General features: G+C 60.6%; 17 protein-coding genes. 12 read left to right on the forward strand and 5 right to left on the reverse strand.

The window, feature by feature from the left end; translation table 11 throughout:
* Positions 1 to 6 precede the first annotated feature (6 nt).
* Positions 7 to 885, reverse strand: a complete 879-nt coding sequence (locus CAG47_RS20175; RefSeq protein ID WP_085726627.1) for a LysR family transcriptional regulator — start codon at positions 883 to 885, stop codon at positions 7 to 9.
* A gap of 147 nt (positions 886 to 1,032) precedes the next feature.
* Between CAG47_RS20175 and CAG47_RS20180 the strand changes: the two genes are divergently transcribed.
* The 7 genes from CAG47_RS20180 (at position 1,033) to CAG47_RS20210 (ending at position 7,974) form a co-directional block, all read left to right on the forward strand.
* Positions 1,033 to 1,770 carry an AzlC family ABC transporter permease gene (locus CAG47_RS20180; protein WP_085726629.1) on the forward strand — a complete coding sequence of 246 codons (738 nt, stop codon included), beginning with the start codon at positions 1,033 to 1,035 and terminating at the stop codon, positions 1,768 to 1,770.
* Entirely contained in the window at positions 1,767 to 2,093 is a 327-nt protein-coding gene (locus tag CAG47_RS20185; protein ID WP_085726631.1) for an AzlD domain-containing protein, read from the forward strand. The genes CAG47_RS20180 and CAG47_RS20185 overlap by 4 nt, the downstream gene beginning before the upstream one ends.
* Positions 2,094 to 2,375: 282 nt before the next feature.
* Positions 2,376 to 3,599: a DUF3422 domain-containing protein gene (locus tag CAG47_RS20190; protein ID WP_085726633.1), complete on the forward strand. Its 1,224-nt coding sequence runs from the start codon at positions 2,376 to 2,378 to the stop codon at positions 3,597 to 3,599.
* A 419-nt stretch (positions 3,600 to 4,018) separates the two neighbouring features.
* The gene (ttdA, locus tag CAG47_RS20195) at positions 4,019 to 4,918 is read left to right on the forward strand and encodes a L(+)-tartrate dehydratase subunit alpha (RefSeq protein ID WP_085726736.1); all 900 of its coding nucleotides are present in this window, start codon (positions 4,019 to 4,021) and stop codon (positions 4,916 to 4,918) included.
* Entirely contained in the window at positions 4,915 to 5,523 is a 609-nt protein-coding gene (ttdB, locus tag CAG47_RS20200) for a L(+)-tartrate dehydratase subunit beta (RefSeq protein WP_085726634.1), read from the forward strand. Before ttdA ends, ttdB begins: the two co-directional genes overlap by 4 nt.
* Positions 5,524 to 5,745: 222 nt before the next feature.
* Positions 5,746 to 6,612 carry an oxaloacetate decarboxylase gene (locus tag CAG47_RS20205; RefSeq protein ID WP_085726636.1) on the forward strand — a complete coding sequence of 289 codons (867 nt, stop codon included), beginning with the start codon at positions 5,746 to 5,748 and terminating at the stop codon, positions 6,610 to 6,612.
* Between the two features lie 450 nt (positions 6,613 to 7,062).
* Complete coding sequence (locus CAG47_RS20210; protein ID WP_085726638.1) at positions 7,063 to 7,974, forward strand: LysR family transcriptional regulator; 912 nt, start codon at positions 7,063 to 7,065, stop codon at positions 7,972 to 7,974.
* 53 nt (positions 7,975 to 8,027) lie between these two features.
* Here the strand turns inward: CAG47_RS20210 and CAG47_RS20215 are convergent, their stop codons facing one another.
* From CAG47_RS20215 to CAG47_RS20230, 4 genes are all read right to left on the reverse strand, one after another.
* Positions 8,028 to 9,380, reverse strand: coding sequence for a dicarboxylate/amino acid:cation symporter (locus CAG47_RS20215; protein WP_085726641.1), 1,353 nt, complete (start codon positions 9,378 to 9,380; stop codon positions 8,028 to 8,030).
* Positions 9,381 to 9,473: 93 nt separating this feature from the next.
* Positions 9,474 to 10,532: a tartrate dehydrogenase gene (locus tag CAG47_RS20220; RefSeq protein ID WP_085726643.1), complete on the reverse strand. Its 1,059-nt coding sequence runs from the start codon at positions 10,530 to 10,532 to the stop codon at positions 9,474 to 9,476.
* 235 nt (positions 10,533 to 10,767) lie between these two features.
* Positions 10,768 to 11,538 carry an SDR family NAD(P)-dependent oxidoreductase gene (locus CAG47_RS20225; protein ID WP_085726645.1) on the reverse strand — a complete coding sequence of 257 codons (771 nt, stop codon included), beginning with the start codon at positions 11,536 to 11,538 and terminating at the stop codon, positions 10,768 to 10,770.
* 78 nt (positions 11,539 to 11,616) lie between these two features.
* Entirely contained in the window at positions 11,617 to 12,447 is an 831-nt protein-coding gene (locus tag CAG47_RS20230) for a transporter substrate-binding domain-containing protein (RefSeq protein WP_085726647.1), read from the reverse strand.
* A gap of 382 nt (positions 12,448 to 12,829) precedes the next feature.
* Here CAG47_RS20230 and CAG47_RS20235 point away from each other — a divergent pair, with 382 nt between their 5' ends.
* The 5 genes from CAG47_RS20235 to CAG47_RS20255 are packed head-to-tail and all read left to right on the forward strand — an operon-like array spanning position 12,830 to position 16,806.
* A complete protein-coding gene (locus CAG47_RS20235) occupies positions 12,830 to 13,666 on the forward strand; it encodes a transporter substrate-binding domain-containing protein (RefSeq protein ID WP_085726649.1) in 837 nt (278 codons plus the stop codon).
* A 56-nt stretch (positions 13,667 to 13,722) separates the two neighbouring features.
* On the forward strand, positions 13,723 to 14,544 hold the full coding sequence (locus CAG47_RS20240; protein ID WP_085726651.1) for an amino acid ABC transporter ATP-binding protein: 822 nt from the start codon (positions 13,723 to 13,725) through the stop codon (positions 14,542 to 14,544).
* 10 nt (positions 14,545 to 14,554) lie between these two features.
* A complete protein-coding gene (locus CAG47_RS20245; RefSeq protein ID WP_085726653.1) occupies positions 14,555 to 15,226 on the forward strand; it encodes an amino acid ABC transporter permease in 672 nt (223 codons plus the stop codon).
* 10 nt (positions 15,227 to 15,236) lie between these two features.
* Positions 15,237 to 15,902 carry an amino acid ABC transporter permease gene (locus tag CAG47_RS20250; protein ID WP_085726655.1) on the forward strand — a complete coding sequence of 222 codons (666 nt, stop codon included), beginning with the start codon at positions 15,237 to 15,239 and terminating at the stop codon, positions 15,900 to 15,902.
* A gap of 28 nt (positions 15,903 to 15,930) precedes the next feature.
* Positions 15,931 to 16,806 (forward strand): dihydrodipicolinate synthase family protein, encoded by an 876-nt coding sequence (locus CAG47_RS20255; protein WP_085726657.1) that lies wholly within the window; start codon positions 15,931 to 15,933, stop codon positions 16,804 to 16,806.
* The last annotated feature ends 78 nt before the right edge of the window (positions 16,807 to 16,884 follow it).

The raw sequence follows: 16,884 nt of genomic DNA on the forward strand, positions 1-16,884 counted from the left end.
CCCTGACTACGCCAGCTGCGTCAGCGCCTCTTCCACCGCTGCCACCACGCGGTTGCCCTTGGCGCCTGGAAGCCTCCAGGTGGCGATTGCCATGCCAAGCGAAACCGCTTGATCGATAGGCGCAACCAGTTCGCCATTGTCCAGATATCGCTGGACCAGGCTGCGGCGGCCGATCAGTACACCGGCTGCCAGCAATGCTTGCTGCACGGCGATGGAGTACAGGGAAAATCCGGGGCCGCGGGCCACGAATTTCTGATTGGGCATGACTGAGCGAGTCCAGACCTCCCAGTCATTCCATCCCACATCCGCGATGCAGCGAACATTGGCGAGATCGCCAGGATGTGTGATTTGGGCTGCCAACGCAGGCGCACAAACCGGCAGTACCTCCTCGACGGCGATCATGCGCTGCCCGCGCTCGAGCCGCTCGGTGTAGAACAGGCAGAGATCGAACGGGCTGCGTTTGAGGTTGGGCGGTTCATCGACCGCAGTGACCGAGATCTCGATCGGGGCCAGGATTTCGGTAAGACGTGGCAGGCGCGGCCCGATCCACAATTGCGCCAGCGCCGGAGAGGTGACGATATGCACCCGCTGGGGTGCCGAGAGTCGCCGGAGGGTTCGGGCGGCCTCCTCTACGGCATCGAATGCCTGGATGAATGGCTCCTTCATGCTTTCGCCCAGAGCCGTCAGCCGGACACCCTTTGCATGGCGCTCGAACAGGGCCGCGCCGTACTCATTTTCCAGTGCCTTGATCTGCGCGGCGATAGCGCCCGGCGTGACCTTCAGCTCATTTGCCGCCCGGGCGAAACCGCCAAGACGGGCCGACGCCTCGAACGCGCGTAGAGCGTTCAGTTGCAATGTGTGCCTGGTCGGCGAGTCAAGATGCATAGCGTGAGCCTCATTTTTTCTAGGCCTAATATTCCAGAAATCTGCCGTTGTTCCCAGTTGGCACGCGCATTATGTTGATCAGGCGCCACCCGCTGAAGCCAGGCACTGTGCGCAGCGATCAGCCTGATCACTATTCAAGGAACTCAAATGAAATATCGAAGTGGGACACATGCGCTCGTGCACGGTGCTCACACCGCCCTCCCCTTGACCACCGGGGTCATTCCTTTCGGGCTGATCGCCGGCGTCACGGCTGTCGGCCTGGGGATGTCACCCACCACCGCCATGGGCATGACGCTGCTGTTCTATTCAGGGTCGGCGCAGATCGCGGTCCTGCAGTTGCTGCAGAACGGCGCCCTGCCATTGACCATGGTGATTACCGCACTCGTCATCAATCTTCGCTTTCTGATGTACAGCGCATCGCTGGCGCCTCACCTGCACCACTTGCCCCGGCGCAGCACCTGGCCTCTGTCGTACCTGCTCTCCGACCAGGTGTTCGCGCTGTTCAGCCTGAGATCGGCCTCGGGTGAACTGGGACGATTCGCTTTCCACTACTACGCCGGTACGGCGGTCGTGTTGTGGGTCGGCTGGAATCTATCGGTGCTGGCGGGAGTATTCCTGGGAGCACGCATTCCCGAATCCTGGTCATTGGGCTTTGCGGTTCCCTTGTCCTTTCTGGCACTTCTGATCCCCAGTATCCGTAGCGCGGCAACCCTCTGCGCAGCCATGGCGGGAGGTTCGCTGGCGGTACTGGCAGTCGACTTGCCCTACAACCTGGGCATGCTGGCGGCGTCCCTCGGCGGCGTTATTGCGGGGCTTGCCGTCGAGCATCTGCAAAAAGGCTCGCTGACTTCACAAAGCGAAGACGCCGAACAGGAGGCATCATGAGTGAGCTATCCCAGTGGGGCCTGTTCCTGTTGATCGGCGCAGGCACCTTCGCGATTCGGCTGTCCTTTATCGAATTTTATGGAAGCCTGCGCATTCCACCGCTCCTTCGCCGTGCCTTGCTGTACGTACCGGCGAGTGTGCTGGCAGCGCTGGTGTTGCCGGCGGTGATGTACCAGGATCGACATGCGCCGTTCGACTGGAGCAATCCACAAATTCCCGCGGCGATACTCGCAAGCCTGGTGGCCTGGCGAACTCGCAGCTCATTGCTCACGCTGGGGGTCGGGATGGGGGCCTTGTGGGCCCTGAAAGGCTGGGGCATCTAGAGGCCTGTCTATTGCAGCCACGCCAGCATCGACAATTGCTACAGCATGCCCCCCCGCTCTTCCCCACTTTGCGCTGAATGTGACGAAAGTGGCTGTGGTTCCATCAGTGACCCTATAGGCCTGAACACAGAAGCCGTCACTGGCATGCTTTCTGGACAGGCACAACATGGAAGTCACGGAACAAAAACTCACGGATGTCCTGACCCACTTTGCCCCGGGCATCAGCACTCGCGGCAAAGACCCAGCGCTTAAGGCATAAGCACCATTAAGGCATCGCCCACCATGCACCCGCTACGACATACGCTGCACAACGAACTGCACGCCCGCCCCTCCCTGTACTTCAGCGAGCCGGCCTATGTATTTCACCTGGCCATCATGGGCAATGAAGACGAACGACAGGCACTGCTCGACAGCCTCTACCCCGAGCCGGTCGATGATGAGGCGCCCCAAGGCATCACCAGGCTCGACGGACACTGGTTGAAATGGGAGCGCCATGCCGAATTCTTTACCCTCACTTACGTCGTCCCCACCACCTCGGATAGCCCGCACTGGATTGCCTTGCCCGAGGCCCTGGCGGCGAAAATCAGTCCCTACACCCAGTTGTTGATCAACAGCGTGCAAATTGTGGTGCGCAACAAGCAGTCCTGGGGAGGCGATCACACGGAATACGGGTTCAAGGACCCTTGCGGCTCGTCCATTGGCGGCGGCGATGCGGCGGTGTGGAGCGACTTCCGGTTGAGCGAAGGCGGCGAGAACAGGTTTTTGTTCATCAATCATCACCTCAACGCCTACCGCCAGGGGCGGATGATTCGCCGGCTGCTCGAGATTGAAACCTACCGCATGATGGCCTCGCTCTCGCTTCCAGCGGCCAAGCAATTGAGCGCGCAACTCAATGTTTTCGACAGAACCCTGGCCGACCTGTCGGAGCGAAATGCCGCCCCCGATACCAGCAATGCCAAAGAACTGCTGACAGAAATTGCGGCGTTGTCGGCACAAGTCGTCAGCCTCTCCGCCAGGCACCGTCACCGCTTCAGCGCCACTCAAGCCTACGCGCAACTGGTCTTCGAACGACTGGCAGAACTGCGGGAGGATCGCGCCGGTGACTGCCAGCGCCTGGGCATCTTCATCGAGCGGCGCTTCAAACCGACGGTCAGGTACTGCGCCGTGACGGAACAACGGCTCGACGTGCTGGGCAAGAGCGTGGCCAATCTGGGGGAGCTCCTGCAGGCCCGCGTCCAGGTGGAAATGGAAGAACAGAATGCCGAAATCCTGAAAAGCCTGAATGCCCGCGCCGATGCGCAGATCAAGATTCAGCGAGCGGTCGAAGGGCTCTCCATCATCGCCATCACTTACTACGTACTGAGCTTGTTCAAATTGCTGTATTCGGGCATCCATGAACTGGGAGTGGGCTTGTCGCCGCGAGCGGCCATCCTGGTAATGGCGCCTGTTGCAGCGCTTGTACTGCTGAATATTCTGTTGCGGATCAGGGCCGTGAAAAAACACTGAATGATTCCCGGACAATCGGCTGCATAGCGTTTAATCCCGTAGACCGCCGAGAATCCAGTTCCTGGTTCGTTCAGTCGCCATCCTCAAATCCAGACCCGGCTTTGAGGATGTGCGAGACTCTACTTGCCATCCCCCTTCCCCGACTCACAGCTTGCATCCCCCCGCTAATACCCATTTCACATTCCTTCCCAACCACATAAGCCGCGTTCCAACTCCTCACCCCAATAATTAACTTTAAGTAAATAGTGTAGTAACCGGGACCCAATTCAATCACTTCAACTGAACTGTTAATTTTACCTCAGCGCCTTAACCATGCATTCCATGCGGGATTTTCCTGCACGGCCTGTCGGTGCCCTTTTGCACAACCCTAAGCGCCAAAACAAAAAACCAAGCCTTGAGATGCAGTGAGGAAAATCAAAGTGGATAAAGACACAGCCGTTGATTCGCTGACCGATGTGATGGCCAAGTTCACGGCCTATATCGGCAAACGCCTGCCCACCGACGTAAAGAAAAAAACCGCCCAGTTACGCGCTGCGGAAACCAACCCGCTGGCCATTGCCGTGTATGACTCCATGGCCGAGAATCAGGAATACGCCGACAAGCTGGACCGACCCAGCTGCCAGGACACCGGTGTCATTCAGTACTTCATCAGTGCCGGTGCCCGGTTCCCCCTCCTGGGCGAGTTGGAGAGCATCCTGGAAAACGCCACGCGCGAGGCCACCATCAAGGGGCCGCTGCGTCATAACGCGGTAGAGACCTTTGTCGAGAAAAACACCGGCACAAATACCGGCTCGAAGATTCCATGGCTGGACTGGGAAATCATCCCGGATGCCGACTATGCGTTGATCGACGTTTACATGGCCGGTGGCGGTTGCACCTTGCCTGGCTCGGCCAAGGTGTTGATGCCGGGTCAGGGTTACGAGGGTGTGACCGAGTTTGTCTTTGACGTGATCACCTCGCGCGGCGTCAATGCCTGCCCGCCGCTGTTGGTTGGCGTGGGTGTCTCGACGTCTGTGGAGACGGCTGCCCGCTTGTCCAAGCGTGCCATTCTGCGCCCGGTGGACTCCAGTCACCCGAACGAAAGCGCAGCGCTCATGGAGCAATTGCTGGAGGAAGGCCTGAACGAGGTGGGCATCGGCCCGCAGGGTCTGACCGGTAACAGCAGTGTCATGGGGGTGAACATCGAGTCCTCGGCGCGTCACCCTTCCACTATTGGCGTGGCCGTATCCACCGGTTGCTGGGCCCATCGCCGCGGCAAGATCCGTATCAACGCCGACCTTTCCTACGACATCCTCTCCCATGAAGGAGTAGTACTGTGATCAAAGTCCTTAATACCCCTATCAAGGATGAGGATCTGGCCGGCCTGAACGTCGGCGATGTGGTGTACCTCACTGGCCAGTTGGTGACCTGTCGTGACGTTGCGCACCGTCGCCTGATCGAGCTCAAGCGCGAGTTGCCGGTGGACCTGCGCGGTGGCGCGATTTTCCATGCCGGCCCCATCGTGCGCGAGAAAGACGATGGCAGCTTCGAGATGGTCTCCATCGGACCGACCACCAGCATGCGCATGGAGAAGTTCGAGAAGCAGTTCATCGAGGAAACCGGGGTCAAGCTGATCATCGGCAAAGGCGGCATGGGACCTGAAACCACGGCTGGCTGCCTGGAAAACAAGGCGGTGCATGCGGTGTTCCCGGGTGGGTGCGCGGTATTGGCCGCCACTAAAGTCGAGGAGATCGAACGTGCCGAATGGCAAGACCTGGGCATGCCGGAAACCCTGTGGGTGAACCGGGTACGCGAGTTCGGCCCGCTGATCATTTCCATCGACACCAAGGGCAACAATCTGTTCGAACAGAACAAGGTGCGCTTCAACGAGCGCAAGGGGTCGATCATCGAGAAGATCAATGCCCAGGTGCGCTTCATCAAATGATCAGGTGGGCTGCTCAGGTTTCACACATTGACCTGGCACCCCGACTGTGACGCCCGACAATGCCAGCGCCCACGCAGCGCTGGCATTGCATCACTGCCCGGCCCGCCGGGCAGCCCCCTTTCCAACACAGCCCCAGGCGTGCTCCTTGAGTGCCCTGCGCCTCGTGGCCGGCACCCGCAACAAGCGGGCTGCAACCCCTCCATCACAGAATCAGACACCATCATGCATAACGCCAGTCATCACGAACTGCGAAACACCTTTCATGCCTTGCTTGCCGGCTCCTCCTGTCACCATACGGCGTCGGTCTTCGACCCGTTGTCGGCGCGCATGGCCGCCGACCTGGGTTTCGAGGTCGGCATCCTCGGCGGCTCGGTCGCCTCCCTGCAAGTATTGGGCGCCCCGGATATCGCCTTGATTACCCTCAGCGAGTTCGCCGAACAGGCCACGCGCATCGGCCGGGTGGCTCGCCTGCCGGTGATTGCCGATGCCGACCACGGTTACGGCAATGCGCTGAACACCATGCGCACCGTGGTCGAGCTGGAGCGTGCCGGGGTCGCCGCGCTGACCCTGGAGGACACCGTGCTACCCGCCCGGTTCGGCTGCAAATCCTCGGACCTGATCAGCATCGAGGAAGGCGTGGGCAAGCTACGCGCCGCCCTGCGCGCGCGGCAGGACCCGTCGCTGGCGATCATCGCACGCACCCACGCCGGTGTGCAGCCCCTGGCCGAGGTGGTGGCGCGCCTGCGTGCCTATGAAGACGCCGGGGCCGATGCCGTTTGCCTGGTCGGGGTTAAAGACGCCGACCATTTGCACGCCGTCGCCGAAAACGTCTGCGTACCCCTGATGCTGGTGACCTATGGCAACCCGGCGCTGAACGACGATCACCTGCTGGCAGAGCTGGGGGTACGTATCGTGGTCGATGGCCACGCCCCGTATTTCGCAGCGATCAAGGCGACCTACGAACGTCTGCGCGAGCAGCGCGGCTTGAGCATTAAGGAACCGCTTGATCCGTCGCGGCTGGCGGCTCACTACGCCGACACCGAGACCTGTATGGCCTGGGCTCGGGATTACATGAACGTATCGGAATAATAAAAGCCGTCTGGCCGTCTAATGCCAGTCTGTAGGAGCGGGTGCCCGCTTGCGGCACGCTCGCGATGGTCGCCAACGATGACTCGGGATGCCTGAATGCCCGCGTTGCCCCGGCGTTTCTCGCGAGCATGCTCGCTCCTACAAAGACCCTATCCCCCTGTAGGAGCGAGCACGCTCGCGATGGACGTCAACGATGACGCGGGATGCCTGAATGCCCGCGTTGCCCCGGCGTTTCTCGCGAGCATGCTCGCTCCTACAATTTCCTTAACTGATCGGCATTAGTCTGGCCCTCGACCTGATTTTTACAGTTGTCAGGAAAAAAACAGGTCCACGGTCTGCGAGGCCGGCGTGAACTCCAAAGCTGTTCGCGCAGGACCGGCTGGAGTATATGTAGTGAACCAAAAGCGAAATTCAGCCAGAAATCACTAGGCAATTAACCTGGAGTCACGAATGAGCAACACCCAAGACTTGGGTTTTTTCCACCTGTTGGCAAAACAGGGCAGCCTGGTTGCCACTGCCAGGGAGCTTGGCGTGACGCCACCTGCCGTCAGCAAACGCCTGGCGTCCCTGGAGGCGCGGCTGGGGGTCCGGCTGGTCAACCGCACTACCCGCTCCATGAGCCTGACCCCCGAGGGCGAACTGTACTACGCCCATATCGCGCGCATTCTTACCCAAGTCGACGAGATGGAGCAGTTGGTCAGCAGCAGCCGCGCCACCCCCAAGGGGCTCATACGGGTGAATGCATCGCTGGGGTTCGGTCGTCGGCATATTGGTCCTGCGCTGGCGGCTTTCTACTCACGCTATCCGGAGGTGGAAATCCAGCTGGAGATCAGCGACCACCCGCTGGATCTCGCCACCCACGGTTTCGACCTGGGCATTCGCTTTGGCTCCCTGCCGGACGCGGCGCTGCATGCCCGCAAGATTGCCTCGAACCGACGCCTGCTGTGCGCTTCGCCGATTTACCTGGACAAGCACGGGACCCCGCAGAAGCTCAGCGACTTGCAGGACCACAACTGCATTTTCATTCGCCAGAACGAATCCCCCTACGGCGTTTGGAGCTTCAACAACGGCGGCCGCACCGAGAACATCAAGGTCCGCGGAGCTTTGGGCTGCAACGACGGTGAGGTCGCCCTGAACTGGGCGCTGGAAGGTTACGGTTTGCTGCTGCGCGCGGAATGGGACATTGCCCGCTATGTGCGCAGCGGGCGCCTGCGCCTGGTGATGGAGGACCATACCCCTACCCGTGCAGACGTGTATGCGGTTTACCCGCAGCAATTGCACCTGTCGGCCCGGGTACGCAGCCTGATCGACTTTCTGATCGAACGCTTCAAGCAGATCGATAACATCGAAGACCGCGGCTGAAAAAAAGCTGCCGACTCCACGGGAGAATCGGCAGCCAAATGACACCCCTTCGATCAACTGCGGTTGACGGCTTGCGCAACACCCAACGAATGGGCACTTTCATTCTGGTAAGTGAAGCCGGGGGTCTTGTCGACCACGGCCTCTTGCACCGTTTCCTCTTCACCCTCCAGGGCCCGTTCCAGCCTGGCTGTGTCCAGCGCCCCCACCCATTTGGCAATGGCCAGGCAACCTACGCCGTTGCCGATGGTGTTGGTAATGGCACGGGCCTCGGACATGAAACGATCGACCCCCAGCAGCAGCACCATGCCTGATACCGGAATGCTGCCCAGGGAGGCCAGCGTCGCGGCGAGGATGATGAAGCCCGAGCCACTCACGCCAGCCGATCCCTTGGAGGTGAACATCAACACCGCCAGGACGATCAGTTGGTCGGTCAAGGTCAATGGCGTGTTGGTCGCCTGGGCGATGAAGATCGCGGCGATGGTGTAGTAGATGGCCTGGCCGTCCGGGTTGAAGCTCAGTCCGGCGGGAATCATCATGCCGGCCACGGGCTTGGAGCACCCGGCCTGTTCCATCCTGGTGATCATCTGTGGCAGCACCGACTCCGAGGAACTGGTGCCCAATACGGTGAACAACTCCTCCTTGATGAAGCGCAGGTACTTCCACAGGCTGAATCCGCTGTAGCGGCAGATCGGTCCGAGCACGAAGATCACGAACAGCACGCAGGTCAGGTAGACACAGGCCATCAGCTTGCCCAACGAGAACATCGAGCCGAAACCGTACTTACCGATGGTGAAGGCGATGGCGCCGAAGGCACCGATAGGCGCCAGGCGCATCACCATGTTGACGATGTTGAACATGCCGCGCATGAGGCTGTCGATGACGTCGATGAAGATGCTGGCGCGGGGGCCGGCATTGGCGAGGGCTACACCCAGCAGGATCGAAAACAGCAGGATCTGCAGCACATTGCCTTTGGCGAAGGCGTCGATGATGGTGTCCGGAATGATGCTCAGGATGAAATCCATGAACGAGTGGTGCGGTGCCTGGGTTGTGTAGGTGGCGATGCTGGAGGTGTCCAGCGTCTTGGGGTCGATGTTCATGCCGGCACCGGGCTTGAACACATCCACCACGATCAGACCGATGGCCAGGGCCAGGGTGGACACCACTTCGAAGTAGAGCAATGCGCGCACACCCACGCGCCCCAGCTCCTTCATGTTTTCCATGCGTGCGATACCGCTGACCACCGTCAGGAAGATCACCGGTGCAAGGAGCATTTTGATCAGTTTGATAAAACCGTCGCCGATGGGTTTGAGTGCTGTCCCGGTTTCGGGAAACAGCACGCCGACGATGGCGCCGAGTACAACGGCGATGAGTACTTGTACGTAGAGTTTGCCGAGTATGCGTTTCATGGCTGGCCCTGATTGTAATTGTTGTCAGGTAATGCCCGGGAGTCCGGTACGAGAGACCGGTTCCTGTGGCGCTGAATCACGGTGGGGAAATGCTCAGCGCCTGATCAGCGCAATCACTGCATCGGTCACCTCGCGGGTAGTGGCCGTGCCACCCAGGTCAGGGGTGTGTACTCCGGCCTCGGTCACGGCTTCGATGGCCGACATCAACTGACGTGAGGCCTGCACCTCGCCCAGGTGTTCGAGCATCATCGCGGCGCTCCAGAAGGTCGCGACGGGATTGGCCACGCCTTTACCGGTGATGTCGAAAGCAGAACCGTGAATGGGTTCGAACATCGATGGGAATTTCTTGCTCGGGTTGAGGTTGGCGGTGGGCGCAATGCCCAGGCTGCCCGACAGCGCTGCCGCCAGGTCGGAGAGGATGTCGGCGTGCAGGTTGGTGGCCACGATCACATCCAGGGTCGACGGTTTGAGCACCATGCGGGTGGTCACGGCATCGACCAGTTCCTTGTCGATTCTGACGTCAGGAAAATCCTTTGCCACCTCGTGGAAAATCTCGTCCCACAGCACCATGCCATGACGTTGTGCATTGGACTTGGTGACCAGGGTCAGGTGCTTGCGCGGCCGAGTACGCGCCAGCTCGAAGGCGAAGCGGTGGATGCGCTCGACACCGGCGCGGGTGAACACCGACACCTCGGTGGCCACCTCTTCCGGCAGGCCACGGTGCACCCGGCCACCGTTACCGGAGTACTCGCCTTCGGAGTTTTCCCGGACGACCACCCAGTCAATCTCGTGACCGTTGTGCAGCGGGCTCTTCACCCCTGGCAACACACGAGCCGGACGCACGTTGGCGTACTGGTCAAAGCCTTGGCAGATCGGCAGGCGCAGGCCCCAGAGTGAAATGTGGTCCGGCACATCGAGTGCCCCTACGGCCCCGAAGAATATCGAGTCGAAGGTCTTGAGTTCCTCCAGGCCACCTGCTGGGATGTAGTGGCCGTTCTTGAGGAAGTTGTCGGAGTTCCAGTCAAAGTGCTTGAAGTCCAGGGCAAAGGTGCCTGAACGCTCGGCCAGCACCTTGAGCACTTGAGTGCCGGCGTCGATCACTTCCACGCCGATACCATCACCTGGAACCACTGCAATTTTGTAAGTGTTCATCGTTAACTCCACCTTTTATTTTCATGCGCCTTCGATGGGAGGTCAGCCGGCGTGTGGCTGGACTATACGAAGTGAACGCCAGGCGTTGGTTAACTCAAAATCACTACATTATTGAATCTGTTTTATTAATCCCCGCAGGGTTCGCTCCACAGGCAGCGATAGGCAAGAAGGGTCGATTCAAGGTTGTTTTGGGGGACGGGCAAAAGTCGGCCTGGGCGACATTCAGAGCAATCTGCTATCGAATGTAACTGCCACCATTGACGTCCAGTGTTGCGCCGTTGAGGGACGCCTGGGAGGGTCGCAGGGTGAACGCGACCAGTTCGGCGATTTCGCAAGGACTGGCCATGCGCCCAGTGGGTATATCAGCCACTGCCGCTGCCTCCCCATGCTGAGCGACAAACTGCTCGGCCATGTCTGTGCGGACCCAGCCCGGCGCAATCGCCACTGCGACCACGCCCTCGCCCGCCACGCTGCGAGCCAGGGACTTGGTGAGGTTGATCAATGCTGCCTTGCTTGATCCGTAGGGCAAAGCGTCAGCCGCATACCCACGTTGGGCGGCACGGCTTGCCATGTTGATGATGCGTCCACCGCCATTGGCACGGAAATGCGCGACGGCTTCGCGACACAGGTCGGCGGCAGCGAAGAAGTTCACCTGGAACTCACGACGCCAGGCGGCACGCCATTGCGCAGCGGGTGCTTCCAGCGGCACTTCGGTACGGATACCGGCGTTGTTGACCAGGCCATGGATGCGTCCCCCCGCCAGTTCCAGGGCAGCTTGCCACAGCTGCTCCGGCCCGGTGTCCTCACTCAAATCGCCTTGAACGATCCAGCCTTGGCCGTCAATGCGATCCAGTAAACGCTGTGCGCCATGCACATCACGGCTGTAATGGATCAGCGGGCGGGCCCCTTCGGCGGCAAGCTGTTCAACGATTGCAGCGCCGATACCACCAGAGCCCCCCGTTACCAGTACGATCTGCCCGGCCAGGGGGCGTGTGCAGTCACTCATCGGTGATCACCTTCCTTTATCGAGATTAGAGATGCCGTCCGCTTCACTGAAACAGGCGGCATGCCAGGCTGCGAATCCCTACTTCGTGGCGTTGGCCGCGAGCGACGCTTTGTCGACCAACTGCTGGATTTCACCCGTGTCCCGACGTTGCGTCAGGTAAATATTCAGCACTTGCAGATCCGCCGCCGAGATGTCCCTGCGCACGCCAAACGAAACACCCTGCTTGGCCAATGCTGGCTTGGGCAGGATTTCGCGGGTCCAGTCCGGATTGGCAAGGGCAAACAAGTGGTTGGTATCGCTGGCGTCGACCAGGATATCGGCGCGCTTGGACATGACCGCCAGGCGGGCTTCGTCCATTCCCGGCAGGCGCATGATCTTGCCGTTGTGAACCACCGACGAGATGGCCTTGTCCTGCGCGGTGCCCGACATGACGGCATAGGTGACGTCTGGCTTGTCGAGCGCGGCAATATCGTCCTTCACCTCAGCGAACTTGGGGTTTTCCTTGTTCACCAGCAGCGACACCTGATAGTCCGTCGCGGGCACGGTGAAAGCGACGGCCAGCGCGCGCTCCGGTGTCTGGTTGAGGGCCATGGCCATGTCCCACTTGTTGCTCTGCAATCCAGCCACGAGGTTGTCCCAGTTGGTATCGACGAAGGTCACCTTGACCTTGAGCACCCTCTCGCCGAAATCTCGGCACAGATCGACGAAGTAGCCGCTGTAGTCACCGGATTTGGCATCACGCATCACATAAGGCGCTGCAACGGCAGCGCCACAGCGCAGCACGCCGGCTTTTTGCACGTCTTGCCAGACTGAGGTTTCAGCGGCCTGGGCAGCGGATTGGGTCAGCAAGGCGCCACAGAGACTGGCACCCATGACAAGAGCTTTATAGGACGAGACAGGAAGAGCCATTTTGACCTCGCTGATATGTTTTTATTTGGCAGAAAGGTAAAACACCGCACTGCATGTGTTGTTGCATGCAATGTTGTATTCAACATAGAAAATCTGCCAGTTGCTGTCAACAGCCATTCATGCCGCTGTAGATGCGAAGCCGGTCACATCCGCCGCGCCTGCTTCGGATCGCCACCCTCCTCACCTGAAAAGCAACTCACCCACTTAGGTGGATGAGCGTCCGTCTGCTCATGAAAAAGTAATTCCGTCGGTGTGTTGACAGAAGTCGGGAGCGGGGAATAGTCTGAATACATTGCTGCACACAACGCAGCATCCATAACGGTTCATTGATCGTTTTTTCTGCTCTTCTGCCTACAAAAATAAATTACCGGAGAGATTCAAGATGGCTCGTTCCCTTTCTCGCAGTGCATGTACTCGGATCGCCTGCCTCACCGCAGCGGTAGCCTTGCTGACCCAGACTCCCGCCCAGGCTGACGTGCAAAACTGGCAAACCATCCAGAAGGCCGGCGTGCTGCGCTGTGGCGCTGCCGTTGCAGCGCCTTATGTCATGCGCGACGCCGCTTCCGGGCAGTACAGCGGTTACTTCGTCGACCTGTGCCGCGACTTCGCCGAGAAGGTACTCAAGGTCAAGGCGCAGTTCGTCGACACCAGCTGGGACAACCAGGTTGCCGGCCTGCAGAGCGGCAAGTGGGACATGGCCATGGCCCTCAACCAGACGCCGGAGCGTGCCCTGGCGGTGGCCTTCTCGGTGCCGGCCACCGACTACCAGATCTCCTTGCTGGTCAATAAGGAAAACCCCAAGTTCAACGGCGCCGGTAACAGCCTCGCCGATTACGACAAGCCGGGCGTGACCATCGCGGTGATTTCCGGTACTGCCGCCGACAAGGCGGTTTCCACTGTCGTCAAGAACGCCACGCTGATGCGCCTGCCAGGCTCCGACGAGACTCGCATGGCCCTGATGTCGCGCCGTGCCGACGTGCTCGCCGATGCCAACGACACCAACCACCTGTTCGCCCTCGCCAACGACTGGACCCGGGAAGTGCTGCCAAAGCCTGCCCTGGCCAAGCAAGGCGTCTCTTTTGCCGTACCGCGCGACATCTCCGCTGCCGACCTGGCGGTGCTCAACGTCTACCTGACCCAGCGCCGCGAGTCCGGTGAGATCGACAAACTGGTGGACAAGGCGTCCACCGAGATCAACGCGGGCAAAAGCGCTCAGTAACCCCTGCTGATATGCCGAGGGCACCTGCACTGGACGCCCTCGCGGAGACGACTGTAATGAACACCCCTCATTTGGTGGCTGCCCAGCCACAGGCTTCGCTCATCCCGGATTCCGCCAACGGCGGCGATTTCATCCAGCTGCGCGACGTGCGCAAGGCCTATGGCGAGCAACTGGTGGTGATGGACAAGATGAACCTGGACATGCGCGCCGACGACCGCCTGGTCATCATCGGCCCGTCCGGCAGCGGCAAAAGCTCGCTTCTGCGCGTGCTGATGGGACTGGAAGGTATCCAGGGCGGCACCATCGCGTTTCAAGGCAAGCCCTACATCGATGGCAGCCGCAAGCAAGGCAAACCCCAGGACGAAACCCTGCACAAACAGATCGGCATGGTGTTCCAGCACTACACCCTGTTCCCGCACCTGTCGGTACTGGGCAACCTGATCCTCGCACCGGTCAAGGTGCATGGCCTGAGCAAGGACGAGGCCACCGAAAAGGCCCGCGCCTATCTCGCCCGCCTGGGCCTGGAAAGCAAGCTGCACGCCTACCCCAGCCAGCTCTCCGGCGGACAGAAACAGCGCGTGGCGATCGCCCGGGCCCTGATGCTCGAACCGCGTCTGATGCTGTTCGATGAAGTCACCTCGGCCCTCGACCCGGAAATGGTCATCGAAGTGCAGAACGTGATGCTGCAGCTGGCGGAACAGAAAATGGCCATGGTCATTGTCACCCACGACATGCACTTCGCCCGCCACATCGCCACCCGCGTGGTGTTCTGTGCCAACGGCAAGGTCGTCGAGCAGGGTCATCCGGAGCAACTGTTCACTTGCCCGCGCGAACCGCGGACCCGCGATTTCCTGGAAAAGGTTCTGCACCTGGATTGAGGGCAAGGCAATGAACTACCAATTTGATTTTCACTTTCTGAGCGGCACCCTGCCGGCGTTGTTCGACGGGCTCAAGGTCACGCTGGAGCTGGCTCTGGTGTCCAACCTGATCGGCCTGACCTGCGGCTTCGTACTGTGCCTGATGACCCTGAGCCGCTGGTTCTTCATCCGCTGGCCGGCGCAGTTGTTCATAGAGTTCTTCCGCTGCACCCCGGCGTTGCTGCAGATCGTCTGGTTCTTCTACTGCGTGCCGATGCTGTTCAACGTGTTCATCGATCCGATCGCCATGGGCTTCCTGGCGCTGGGCCTGAACCTCACCGCGTTCAACGCCGAAGCGTACCGCGCCGGCGTCCAGGCGGTACCGCGCGAGCACCTGGATGCCTGTGTTGCACTGGGCCTCAAACCCTGGCAGCGGACCCTGTACGTGGTGTTGCCGCAGTCGTTGCGCAGCGCTCTGCCGGTGCTGATCACCAACGGCATCGGCACCCTGCAACAGAGCGCGCTGGTCGCCATCGTGGCGGTCGCCGACCTGATGTACGTGGGCAAGAGCCTGGCCACCGAAGCCTACCGCCCGCTGGAAACCTACACCCTGATCGCCCTGATCTACTTCGCCCTGTCGCTGCCGATCGCGCAGCTGGTGCAGTGGTTCGAACGCCGTCAGGACCTGGCCGGCCAACGCTGAGGAGATAGCCATGCCACTCGATTTCTCGGTTGTTCTGAACTACTGGCCGGTGCTGCTCAAAGGCCTGGCCCTGACCCTGGCGTTCACCGGAATCTGCGCCGTGCTCGGCAGCCTGTTCGGCTTCGTGGTCAGCCTGCTGCGCCAGGTCAGGACCCCGCTGCTGCGCCTGCCCCTGACGCTGTACGTGGAGTTCTTCCGCGGCACGCCGCTGCTGATCCAGCTGTTCTGGGTGTTCTTCTGCTTCCCGGTGGTGTTTGGCCTGGACATCCCGCCGTACGTCTCGGTACTGATTGCCCTGACCCTGTACATGGCGGCAATCACCAGCGAAACCTTCCGCGGCGCACTCAAGTCCATCGCCAGTGAGCAGCACGACGCCTGCACGGCACTGGGCCTGACCCCACGGGTCAAGGTGCTCTATGTAGTGTTCCCGCAGGCCCTGCTGCGGGCTGTGCCGCCACTGCTGTCGAACGTGGTCAGCCTGTTCAAGGAGAGCGCACTGATCTCCTCGGTCGGGGTCGCCGACCTGATGTTCGTCGGCCAAAACATTTCCAACAGCACCGCACGCCCGGTCGAGTTCCTCTCGGCGGTCGCGGTCATCTACTTCCTCGTGGCCTTCCCACTGACCCGTCTGGTCGGCGTGGTTGAAGGGCGCCTGCTGCGCCGCTACGCGTACTGAATCCACACCACCCCTCGGAGACTACATCATGCAATTGAAAGGCATTCTTCCCGCACTGGTCACCCCGTTCGACGCCGCTGGCAAGGTCGATCACGACACCCTGGCCTCGATCCTCGAGCATCAACTGGCCGCCGGCGTCAGCGGTTTCGTGCCGCTGGGCTCGACCGGCGAATACTACGCACTGGCCAACGACGAACGCCGCCAGATCCTGGCGACCGTCAAGGAAGTGGTTGGCGAGCGCGGTACCCTGATCGCCGGTGCCAACGGTTCGTGCACCCGTGAAGTGCTGGAGCAGATCAAGCAGACCGTCGACGCCGGCTACACCAACCTGCTGATCGCCCCGCCCTACTATGCCCTGCCTTCCCAGGAAGAGTTGCTGGCCCACTACAACACCATTCTCGAGACCTTCCCCGAGATCAACGTGGTGCTCTACAACTACCCGATCCGCACCAACGTCGAAGTGGGCATGGACGTGATCGCCGCGCTCAACGACCACCCGCGCGTCATCGGTATCAAGGAAAGCAGCGGCAACCTGCTGCGCGCCATCGAGATCGGTGAGAAGTACAAAGGCATCCAGCTGTCCTGTGGCTCGGACGACCAGGCGCTGGACTTCTACCTGTGGGGTGCCAACAGCTGGATCTGCGGCCCGGCCAACATCTTCCCGGAGAAGGTCGTGGCCTTCCATCGCGCCTTCACCAGTGGTGATATCCATGGTGCCCAGGAAGTGATGCGCAGCCTTTTCCCGGCCATGGCCAACCTGGAAAGCGGCAAGTTCGTGCAGAAGGTCAAGTACGGCGCCGAGCTGGCGGGCTTCAAGGTCGGCAATGCGCGCGCACCACTGCTGCCACTGACCGATGACGAGAAAGCCGAATTCCGCAAGGTATTCGAAGCATCGCAGGCCTGACACGGTAGCTCTTCGGAGTACCTTGTAGTGGGGGGCGCGGCTCCATGAGTCTGCCCTCCCACATTCGCGCCTCATCCC

It is taken from the genome of Pseudomonas sp. R37(2017) (assembly GCF_002113375.1).
In the GTDB taxonomy this organism is placed as follows: Bacteria; Pseudomonadota; Gammaproteobacteria; order Pseudomonadales; family Pseudomonadaceae; genus Aquipseudomonas.

What these genes read in the sequence shown, in the direction of transcription:
- CAG47_RS20230 (WP_085726647.1), bottom strand. Translation starts at nt 12,447, where the DNA reads ATGGCTCTTCCTGTCTCGTCCTATAAAGCTCTTGTCATGGGTGCCAGT.
- CAG47_RS20245 (WP_085726653.1), top strand. Translation starts at nt 14,555, where the DNA reads ATGAACTACCAATTTGATTTTCACTTTCTGAGCGGCACCCTGCCGGCG.
- CAG47_RS20215 (WP_085726641.1), bottom strand. Translation starts at nt 9,380, where the DNA reads ATGAAACGCATACTCGGCAAACTCTACGTACAAGTACTCATCGCCGTT.
- CAG47_RS20255 (WP_085726657.1), top strand. Translation starts at nt 15,931, where the DNA reads ATGCAATTGAAAGGCATTCTTCCCGCACTGGTCACCCCGTTCGACGCC.
- CAG47_RS20240 (WP_085726651.1), top strand. Translation starts at nt 13,723, where the DNA reads ATGAACACCCCTCATTTGGTGGCTGCCCAGCCACAGGCTTCGCTCATC.
- CAG47_RS20190 (WP_085726633.1), top strand. Translation starts at nt 2,376, where the DNA reads ATGCACCCGCTACGACATACGCTGCACAACGAACTGCACGCCCGCCCC.
- CAG47_RS20235 (WP_085726649.1), top strand. Translation starts at nt 12,830, where the DNA reads ATGGCTCGTTCCCTTTCTCGCAGTGCATGTACTCGGATCGCCTGCCTC.
- CAG47_RS20250 (WP_085726655.1), top strand. Translation starts at nt 15,237, where the DNA reads ATGCCACTCGATTTCTCGGTTGTTCTGAACTACTGGCCGGTGCTGCTC.
- CAG47_RS20225 (WP_085726645.1), bottom strand. Translation starts at nt 11,538, where the DNA reads ATGAGTGACTGCACACGCCCCCTGGCCGGGCAGATCGTACTGGTAACG.
- CAG47_RS20180 (WP_085726629.1), top strand. Translation starts at nt 1,033, where the DNA reads ATGAAATATCGAAGTGGGACACATGCGCTCGTGCACGGTGCTCACACC.
- CAG47_RS20210 (WP_085726638.1), top strand. Translation starts at nt 7,063, where the DNA reads ATGAGCAACACCCAAGACTTGGGTTTTTTCCACCTGTTGGCAAAACAG.
- CAG47_RS20220 (WP_085726643.1), bottom strand. Translation starts at nt 10,532, where the DNA reads ATGAACACTTACAAAATTGCAGTGGTTCCAGGTGATGGTATCGGCGTG.
- CAG47_RS20185 (WP_085726631.1), top strand. Translation starts at nt 1,767, where the DNA reads ATGAGTGAGCTATCCCAGTGGGGCCTGTTCCTGTTGATCGGCGCAGGC.
- CAG47_RS20205 (WP_085726636.1), top strand. Translation starts at nt 5,746, where the DNA reads ATGCATAACGCCAGTCATCACGAACTGCGAAACACCTTTCATGCCTTG.
- CAG47_RS20175 (WP_085726627.1), bottom strand. Translation starts at nt 885, where the DNA reads ATGCATCTTGACTCGCCGACCAGGCACACATTGCAACTGAACGCTCTA.